Below are 9,224 nucleotides of genomic sequence, written 5' to 3'. Positions count from 1 at the left end.
GACAAAGGTTCGCGCACAGCGTCCGCGCTAGTTCGACGATTCCTTCGGCAGGCGACGAACGCGGGCGCGACGTCGCCGTCGCGCGGGAATCATGGAGCGCATCTCCTCGAGCTTTCCGAAGCACAGCAGACGGTCGTCCTCTTCCAGCACGACGTGCTTGCGTGGATTGGGAATGACACTGACACCGCGATGAAGCGTGAGCACCGTGATATCGCGCTCCCACAGGCCGGAGTCGCCCAGCGTCGTGCCGACGAGTTCGGCGGCGTTGTGCACGAGCAGCTCAGCCACCCCGTAACCCGTCGAGACCGTCAGTCGCTGTCGCACGTCGATCTCGGGAAAGGCGACCTGATAGGCGATGTAGTCGATGACGGCGCCGGCCACATCCAAGTCCGTCGCCTGCTCGATGCCCTGCAGGCCAGGCGAGGAGTTGACCTCCATCACGAGCGGGCCGTTCTCGCCCTCGAGCATGTCGACACCCGCCACGCGCAGACCCATGATCTGAGCAGAACGCACCGCCGCGCGCTCGTACACCGGGTCGAGAGCGACCGCCTCGACCCTTCCGCCCCGATGCACATTGGATCGGAACTCATCGCCGGCCGCCACACGGCGCATGGCGGCCACGACACGATCTCCGACGACAAGCGCTCGGATGTCACGCCCCCGACTCTCGGCGACGAACTTCTGGATGAGGACGTTCTGGTTCGTCGAGTGCAACGTCTCGATGATGGCCTCGGCGACCTTCACCTGTGGCGCAAGGATCACGCCGATTCCCTGCGTTCCCTCCAGCAGCTTGATGACCACCGGCGCCCCGCCGACGCGCTCGATGGCGGGCCGCACATCGGCTCGGTTGCGCACGAAAGCGGTCGCGGGCATGGCGATGCCGTGGCGAGACAGAATCTGATTTGCGCGGAGTTTGTCCCGTGCACTGGAGATGCCATGTGCGGTGTTGGGAGTAAAGACATCCATCTGCTCGAACTGGCGCACCACAGCGGTGCCGAAGTACGTGATCGAGCTGCCGATGCGCGGCAGGATCGCCTCATAGTCGCTGAGCGGTCGCCCTCGGTAATGCAGGTCGGGTTCGTCGGCTGTGAGATCGATGGCGAACTTCAACGTATTGAGGACTTTCACCTCGTGGCCGCGCTGCACGGCTGCCGCGCGCAGCCGCTGTGTGGAGTATGCATGCGGTGCACGAGAGAGGATGGCGAGCTTCACAACAATTTCCTGCCAAGATGTATCGCGTGGGTAAGTCATCTCATTCAAACACTCTTACCGGGTGGCGTGAATGGGTGAGCCTTCCCGATGCCGGTGTCGACTGGATCAAAGCCAAGATCGACACGGGGGCTCGCACCTCGTCACTGCACGCTTTCGACGTCGCGGAGTTCGATCGCGAGGGCGAAGACTGGGTCCGCTTTCGGGTCAATCCTTGGCAGGATACGAATGCGGATGCCACGATCGTGGAGTGTCCCGTACACGATCGACGAGCGGTACGAAGCTCCTCCGGTCATGCACAGCAGCGCATCGTGGTGTTGTTGGCGATCCGACTCGTCGACCGGCTGGTCGTGTCGGAGGTCACCCTCAGCAACCGCGATGAGATGGGATTTCGGATGCTCATCGGTCGTGAGGCGCTGCGCAAGGGATACAGCGTGGACCCGGCCCGTTCCTTCCTCGGCGGCCGAGCGCCGAAGACGGCACGCCGCCGTAATCGCGGACGCACGTGAGGCGTCACGCACGGATGAGGATGGTTCCGGCTACCTTGTCGTGGAGTCCGCGCTGATCGGCATCCCAGATCACAGCGGGAATGACGATCACCAGCAACGCAGTGCGTAGAATCGGCCGCCACAGGCCGACCCAGCCGCCGCCGTAACGCACCACCCGCATCCCGAGAATCCGGTGACCGGGGCTCCCGCCAATCGTCGGAATGAACACGATCTGCAGCACGGCGAAGACGATCATCGGGGCGAACATCGTTGCACCCGCGTCGGTGGGAAGCGCGAACTGGTCATACCCGAAGAAGCCGGTCGCGATGAGGCTCGCCGCAACATAGTCGATGAGCAGAGCGCCGACGCGGCGCCCGACTCTGGCGATGCTCAGCGAGCCCGATTCCGGCAGTCCCAGACGCTCGCCGGGGTAGGAGTTCACTGCATCCGTCACCGAATCATCCTATCGAGGGTCTGTAACATGGGCGAAACATAGAAGACACGGTGGAGAAATCCCCGCGACCTAGTCTTCATGCAGGGCTCAAAGCCCACATCCGCATGACTCAGGAGTGATACATGTTCACCGATTCGTCCGAAGTGCTGCGCTATATCGAGCAGAACGACATCAAGTTCCTCGACATCCGATTCACCGACCTTCCCGGTGTGCAGCAGCACTTCAACATCCCGGCATCGACTGTCGATGAGGCCTTCTTCACGGATGGCCAGCTCTTCGACGGGTCGTCGATTCGGGGCTTCGCCAGTATCCACGAATCCGACATGCAGCTCATCCCCGATGTCACGACCGCATACCTCGACCAGTTCCGCGAGGCGAAGACGCTCGTGATGATCTTCGACATCTACAACCCCCGCACCGGCGAGATCTACTCGAAGGATCCGCGCCAGGTCGCGAAGAAGGCCGAGAAGTACCTTGCATCCACCGGCATCGCCGACACCGCGTTCTTCGCGCCTGAGGCGGAGTTCTACATCTTCGACGACGTCCGCTACTCGGTGACCGCGAATCAGGCCACGTACAGTGTCGATTCCGAAGAGGGCGCGTGGAACACCGCCCGTGAGGAAGAGGGCGGCAACCGCGCCAACAAGACGCCGTACAAGGGCGGCTACTTCCCCGTGGCACCTGTCGACAAGACCGCGGATCTGCGCGATGAGATGACGCTCAACCTTATCGAGGCCGGCTTTGCCCTGGAGCGCTCGCACCACGAGGTCGGCACCGGTGGTCAGCAAGAGATCAACTACCGCTTCGACACGATGGTGCACGCGGCCGATGACATCCTGAAGTTCAAATACATCATCAAGAACACAGCTGAGCAGTGGGGCAAGACGGTGACGTTCATGCCGAAGCCGCTGTACGGCGACAACGGTTCGGGAATGCACACACACCAGTCGCTGTGGAACGAGGGCAAGCCCCTCTTCTACGACGAGGCCGGCTACGGCCAGCTCAGCGACGTCGCCCGCTGGTACATCGGTGGCCTGCTCAAGCACGCCAACGCCGTCCTCGCCTTCACGAACCCGTCGCTGAACAGCTACCACCGTCTGGTGAAGGGCTTCGAGGCTCCCGTCAACCTCGCCTACTCGGCAGGTAACCGCTCAGCGGCGGTGCGTATCCCCCTGACCGGCTCGAACCCGAAGGCCAAGCGCATCGAGTTCCGCGTGCCGGATGCGTCCAGCAATCCTTACCTCGCCTTCGCCGCACAGCTGATGGCCGGCCTCGACGGCATCAAGAACCGCATCGAGCCGCTCGCGCCAATCGATAAAGACCTCTACGAGCTTCCCCCGGAGGAAGCGAAGAACATTCCGCAGGTGCCGAACTCGCTGCTCGACTCGCTGGAGGCGCTGCGCGACGATCACCAGTTCCTGCTCGAAGGCGGTGTGTTCACGCCGGAGCTGATCGAGACGTGGATCTCGTACAAGACCGACAACGAGATCATTCCGCTGGCCCAGCGCCCGCACCCGTTCGAGTTCGAGCTGTACTACGGCGTGTGATTCACTCGACGCGAGGGCACGCCCATCGCCGTTCTCACCGGAACCCGGTCGTCGCTTAGCTCGGCGATGCTTCTGGTGCCGGCGGGTACTTTTCGAGCGCGTTCGGATCCCGAAGGCCATCCGGATCCATTTCCAGCAGCACGTCGATACTCGTCGGGTGGCCGGCTTCGTCGTCATGGATGACCACTACCGTGCCTCCCAACACCGGGGCGTCCTTGCGAGGCACACACAGCTCGTCGGTGACGGATCTTATGCCCTCCTTCGTGCTGAACTGCGCGGTGAGGGTGAACACGGCGTCATCGTTCTGATATGCCTGCTGCCAGCCGAGGCAGGTGATTCTCGCCACAGTGCGGTTGCCGTGTTCGCGCAGATGCTCTCGGCGGAGGTGCCGTGAATATCGTCGACGCAGCGCCCCGAGGAATGCGCGGAGCCCGAGCAGACCCAGCAGGAGCAACACGGCGCCGAGTACGGTGATCCCGAGCAGCATCGCCACCAATATCACAGAGACGGTCACAGCCTCGGATACCGAGGGCCATCGGACGTCGAAAAGGTGCGTGAGCACGGGGTCGCGGTGCAGCGGACAGACGCGGCCGCCTGTCGGGGAATCTGAATAGCACTGCGGGTGCATCTGCGGCAGCCCCGCCGCAGCAATCATGAACGCCGCGATCGCCCACAGCGAGAAGGTGGCGACCACCGGACGTAGCAGGTGCATCCACCCGTCGTCAGGGACAGGCAGGGGGGGTGCGCCGTGTTCCTCGTCCTCATCTCACGACTCCTTCACCCTGCGCTGCGCTCAGCCTTCTGCTGGAGTCTCGTCCTGATCTTCTTGAGCCGCTTCGCCACCGGCACGGGGGTGACGATCACGTCGCCTGCGCCGCCGTCATCGCCGTTGCGCGGCTCGGTGATGAGCATCCACTGGTGCTCCGTGGTCTCGTCGGCCGTCTGAGAGACCGGAAGCTGCAGGATGAAGTAGCCGCCCGTTGCCTGAGACCCGAACAAAGCCTCCGACGAGATGGGCCACGAGCCAGACGGCGGCGTGCCTCTCCCGATCACAGATTCCGCGCCTCCGACTCATCCGTCTGGTGTCAGTGCACTCGCACGGCACCGGCTTGCACGCGGACCTCGAAGGTCGAGACTTCGCCGACTTCTTCGCCATCGATCTCGAATTCGAGAGGGGTATCGAGTTCGATGCGGATGCGCTTCGCTGTCAGGTGCCTGGTCGACTCCGTGCTCACCGCTTCTTCGCCACGGCCGAGCAGACGACGAATGCCGTTGTCCCACACGACGGAGCGCACAGTGTCGAGCCACTGGAGCGCCCCGTCCGAGCTGATCAGCAGCACATCGAGAAGGCCGTCATCGAGCTGAGCATCGGGAAGCAGTCGGATGCCGCCCTGAACCATTCCGCAGTTGCCGATCAACAGCGTGTGACCGCGTACCTCCTGGGGCTGCGCGTCATCGAGCGTGAGCGTGATGCCGGTCATCTCGGTTCCGGCCATCGCACGGCCCATGGCCTCGACATAGGCGAGCCAGCCTGCTCGGTCTTTGAGGTCGTCGTCCGTCTCCACGAGCATCTGCGCGTCGACGCCGAAACCGACCATGACGGCGAAGGCACGCTCCTCGCCGTTGAGGCTGACCCACCCGAGGTCGATCGTGCGCTCGGCGCCGGAACCGATGCGCGATAGCGCGGCACCGATGTCGTCGAGAGGAACATTGAGGTTGCGCGCGAGAAGGTTTCCCGTTCCCTGCGGCACGATGCCGAGTACAGCGTCGCTGCCGGCGAGAGCTGATGCGACAGCGCGCACTGTACCGTCGCCGCCGACCGCGATCACACTCGTGCAGCCCGCAGCCAGGGCCTCCTGCGCCATGCCGTAACCGGGGTCATCCGTACTGGTCTCCCACCACTGCACCTCGTAATCAAAAGCGGCGAGCACCGCCTGCTTGAGCGTCTCCTCGTCGATCTTCGAGGGGTTCCAGACGATTCCGGCCTTGTTCGCTGTCATGTGCTCAGCCTGAGCCAGGAGGCACGGAAGTGCAAGCTACCCGTAGAACAGCTGCTCGAACACTCGGCGTGCCCGGCGCGTCGCAGCGAAATAATCCTCTTCGACCTCGCTGGCCGAGCGCTCGGGATATCCCAGCAGGTTACCGATCGCATCCAGCTCGCGACGGTCGAAAGGAAGCACATCGCTGGTCTTTCCCGTGCGCAGCGTAATGGCCGATCTGACGCGGCTCGCCAAGAGCCACGCCGCGCGCAGCAACTCGGCATCATCTTCTTCGATGAGCTTCGCCTCGATCGCGGCGTCAAGAGCGGTGAGAGTCGATGTCGTGCGCAGCCCAGGCACCGCGTGCGCGTGCTGAAGCTGGATGAGTTGCACCAGCCATTCGACGTCGCTCAGTGACCCGGGTCCGAGTTTCAGATGCCGATGGGGATCGGTTCCTCGGGGCAGTCGCTCCCCTTCGACTCTGGCCTTGATTCGCTTGATCTCACGGATCCCGAGCTGGTCGACCTCGCGCGGATAACGGATGCTGTCAGCCAACGCGTTGAACTTCTCGATCAGCTTCGAGCTGCCAGCGACCCCGCGCGCCCGCAGCAGGGCCTGTGCCTCCCAGGAGACCGACCAGCGCCGGTAGTACTCGGTATACGCCGCGATCGAGCGCACAAGGGGCCCCTGGCGCCCCTCCGGCCGCAGCCCGGCGTCCAGCTCCAGCGGCACTCGATGGTCGGTGAGGTGCTCACGCAGCCCGGCGACGAGCCGGGATGAGAGCTGTCCGGCACGCTCAGGATCTATGCCGTTCGCGTCATACACATACAGGATGTCGGCGTCAGAGCCGAAGCCGAGCTCTTGCCCGCCGAAGCGCCCCATGCCGATGACGGCGAACTCCAACGCGTCGTCATCGGGTGGGACGACGTCACGGCGTACCGCACGCAACGCCGCTTGGATCGTGGCATCGGTGATGGCGCTGAGCGCCTTCGCCACGTCGTCGATCGTGAGCACGCCGAGCACAGCGCCCATCGCCGTACGCAGCAGCTCTCGCCGTCGCAGAGCACGCACGGCTTGGAGAGCCGAGCCCACAGACGCATGCCGCGTCTGAATCGCCCTGGCCTCCTCGTACAGCTGGACGGCATCCCGCGGCCGTAGCCGCTCCTGCTTGTCGAGCCATGCGACGGATTCGGGAATCCACTCCATCAGCTCACCGATATAGCGCGATGACGACAGCAGGAGTGTGAGATTCTCGGCCGCACCTGCCGAGTCGCGCAGCATCCGCAAGAACCATGAGGTGTCGCCGAGCCGCTCGCTCACGCGACGGAAGGCAAGCAGGGCATAATCGGGGTCGCTGCCATCGGCGAACCAGCGGACCATGATGGGCATGAGGTGACGTTGGATCGTGACCTTGCGACTGATGCCCGTCGTGAGCGCGCCGATGTGACGTAGCGCCCCGGCCGGGTCGCGGAAGCCGATCGCGGCCAGACGGTCGTTCGCCTGCTCTGTCGAGAGGGTGCGTTCCTCTTCCGGAAGGGCGGCCACGGCGCTGAGGAGGGGCCGATAGAACAGGCGCGTATGAATGTCACGCACCTCGCGCCGGACGCTGCCCCACAGCTTCCAGATCGCCGTGCCGTCGTCAGCCAGACCGGTTGCCCGCGCCAGCACGCGCAACCCCTCCCCCGTTCGCGGCATCAGATGCGTACGGGTCAGCTCGTGCAGTTGCAGGCGATGCTCGAGCAGACGAAGCGTGCGGTAATCAGCCGCGAAGGTGGCCGCATCCTGTCGGCCGATGTAACCGCCAGCGACGAGAGCGTCCAGGCTCTCCAGGGTGCCTCGCGTGCGGATGGCGGGGTCGGTCAGCCCGTGCACCAGCTGAAGAAGCTGCACGGTGAACTCGATATCGCGCAAGCCGCCTGCTCCGAGTTTCAGCTGGTACGGGGCATCTTCCGGGTCGATGTGCTCGGTCACACGTTCGCGCATACTCTGCACGCTGTCGACGAAGTTCTCGCGTGCCGCGCTTTCCCAGACCTTTGGCTGCACAGCCGCGATGTAGTCGTCGCCGAGCGCGACGTCTCCGGCAAGCGGCCGCGCCTTCAATAGCGCCTGGAACTCCCAGCTCTTCGCCCAGCGTTCGTAGTAGGCCACGTGCGAGGCGAGTGAGCGCACCAACGCTCCCTGCTTGCCCTCGGGACGGAGATTGGCGTCGACCTCCCACAACGGCGGCTCGACTTCGATGGCCGCGACTCCACGCATGGTCTCTCGGGCGAGGCTGGTGGCGATGTCGATCGCCCTGCTCTCCGTGAGCCGCTCATCATCGACGGTGCCGCCGACGAAGATGACGTCGACGTCACTGACATAGTTCAGCTCGCGCGCGCCCGCTTTGCCCATGCCGATGACCGCTAACTGAGTTCGGCTGACCTCCTCGCGTGAGCAGGATGCGGCCACGCGCGTGCGAGCGACGGCCAGCGATGCTTCCAGGGCCGCCCCCGCCGCATCAGACAGCGCGGCCGAGACAGCCGCGATGCGTACGACCGGTTCCGGAGCCGAGAGATCGACAGCGGCGATCTCTGCGAGAGAGCGTCGGTAGGCGATCCGCAACGCATTCCAGGCGGAGTCGTCACCGCTCTCGGAAAAGCCGCCGACGGCGCCGACCGCCTCGAGCATGCGCTCACGCAACGTCACCGCATTCGGCACCAGCGAACCCACCTCGGCGAGCACAGAGAGCTCCTCCGGATGCCGCAGGAAGAAATCTGCCAGTCCGAGAGACGCGCCGAACACCCGCCACGTCACGGCGCGAGCGTCTGGGTTGTTCAGCAGCGGTTCGAGGGCAACGGGATCACGCCAAGCGATGCGCAGCATCCCCATCGCCGCCGCATCCGGGTCGGCTGCGACAGCGCCGTCGAGAAGCAGGGCACGGTCGATCCCCACGAGAGCGGCGAGCTCCTCCAACGTCTCGGCGGCGGCGGTCAGCCCGGTGAACCCGAGGCGCGCGAGAGAGGACAGCGAGAACGCGGCGGAGGAACGTGCCATGCGCTCAGAGCAGCTCGAGATTGCTCTTCAGCTCGAACGGGGTGACTTGGCCGCGATACGACTCCCATTCCTTGCGCTTGTTGAGCAGCACGTAATTGAACACCTGCTCCCCCAGCGTCTCGGCGACGAGTTCAGAGTCCTCCATGAACTCCAGGGCGTGCTCGAGACTCGTCGGCAGTGAGGCGTAGCCGAGAGCACGGCGTTCTGCGACGCTCAGGGCCCACACATTGTTCTCGGCCTCGGGCGGAAGCTCGTACTCCTCTTCGATGCCCTTCAGACCGGCCGCCAGCAGCAGCGAGTATGCCAGGTAGGGGTTCGCGGCCGAGTCCAGACCACGGTATTCCACGCGCGACGACTGGCTCTTGTGCGGTTTGTACATCGGGACACGCACCAGAGCTGAGCGGTTCGTGTGCCCCCAGGTGACGAAGCTGGGCGCCTCGTCGCCGCCCCACACACGCTTGTACGAGTTGACGAACTGGTTCGTGACAGCGGCGATCTCGTTCGCGTGCTTCAG

The 9,224-nt window shown here is 64.4% G+C and carries 8 protein-coding genes and 1 pseudogene; 2 read left to right on the top strand and 7 right to left on the bottom strand.

Annotated features, from left to right (window positions below):
* Nucleotides 1–27: 27 nt before the first annotated feature.
* A complete protein-coding gene (locus Q1J95_RS11535) occupies nucleotides 28–1,212 on the bottom strand; it encodes a RimK family alpha-L-glutamate ligase (RefSeq protein WP_300267706.1) in 1,185 nt (394 codons plus the stop codon).
* 17 nt (nucleotides 1,213–1,229) lie between these two features.
* Here Q1J95_RS11535 and Q1J95_RS11530 point away from each other — a divergent pair, with 17 nt between their 5' ends.
* Complete coding sequence (locus Q1J95_RS11530) at nucleotides 1,230–1,718, top strand: ATP-dependent zinc protease (RefSeq protein ID WP_300267705.1); 489 nt, start codon at nucleotides 1,230–1,232, stop codon at nucleotides 1,716–1,718.
* A gap of 4 nt (nucleotides 1,719–1,722) precedes the next feature.
* Here Q1J95_RS11530 and Q1J95_RS11525 read toward each other — a convergent pair whose 3' ends face one another.
* Complete coding sequence (locus Q1J95_RS11525; RefSeq protein WP_300267704.1) at nucleotides 1,723–2,151, bottom strand: RDD family protein; 429 nt, start codon at nucleotides 2,149–2,151, stop codon at nucleotides 1,723–1,725.
* Nucleotides 2,152–2,273: 122 nt separating this feature from the next.
* Between Q1J95_RS11525 and glnA the strand changes: the two genes are divergently transcribed.
* A complete protein-coding gene (gene glnA, locus Q1J95_RS11520; RefSeq protein WP_300267703.1) occupies nucleotides 2,274–3,698 on the top strand; it encodes a type I glutamate--ammonia ligase in 1,425 nt (474 codons plus the stop codon).
* A 55-nt stretch (nucleotides 3,699–3,753) separates the two neighbouring features.
* On the opposite strand, the gene Q1J95_RS11515 is transcribed toward glnA, so the two are convergent.
* The 5 genes and pseudogenes from Q1J95_RS11515 to Q1J95_RS11495 all read right to left on the bottom strand — a co-directional run.
* Nucleotides 3,754–4,410: a hypothetical protein gene (locus Q1J95_RS11515; RefSeq protein ID WP_300267702.1), complete on the bottom strand. Its 657-nt coding sequence runs from the start codon at nucleotides 4,408–4,410 to the stop codon at nucleotides 3,754–3,756.
* A 65-nt stretch (nucleotides 4,411–4,475) separates the two neighbouring features.
* Nucleotides 4,476–4,697: a hypothetical protein gene (locus tag Q1J95_RS11510; RefSeq protein WP_300267700.1), complete on the bottom strand. Its 222-nt coding sequence runs from the start codon at nucleotides 4,695–4,697 to the stop codon at nucleotides 4,476–4,478.
* 86 nt (nucleotides 4,698–4,783) lie between these two features.
* Entirely contained in the window at nucleotides 4,784–5,698 is a 915-nt protein-coding gene (locus Q1J95_RS11505; protein WP_300267699.1) for a diacylglycerol kinase family protein, read from the bottom strand.
* Between the two features lie 36 nt (nucleotides 5,699–5,734).
* On the bottom strand, nucleotides 5,735–8,710 hold the full coding sequence (locus Q1J95_RS11500) for a bifunctional [glutamine synthetase] adenylyltransferase/[glutamine synthetase]-adenylyl-L-tyrosine phosphorylase (RefSeq protein ID WP_300267698.1): 2,976 nt from the start codon (nucleotides 8,708–8,710) through the stop codon (nucleotides 5,735–5,737).
* A gap of 4 nt (nucleotides 8,711–8,714) precedes the next feature.
* A pseudogene (locus Q1J95_RS11495) lies at nucleotides 8,715–9,224 on the bottom strand (glutamine synthetase); the annotation flags it as partial.

The organism is Microbacterium sp. (assembly GCF_029263575.1).
GTDB lineage: Bacteria > Actinomycetota > Actinomycetes > Actinomycetales > Microbacteriaceae > Microbacterium.
Note: the sequence above shows the minus strand (reverse complement) of the source record. Positions and strands in the feature narration are given on the sequence as shown.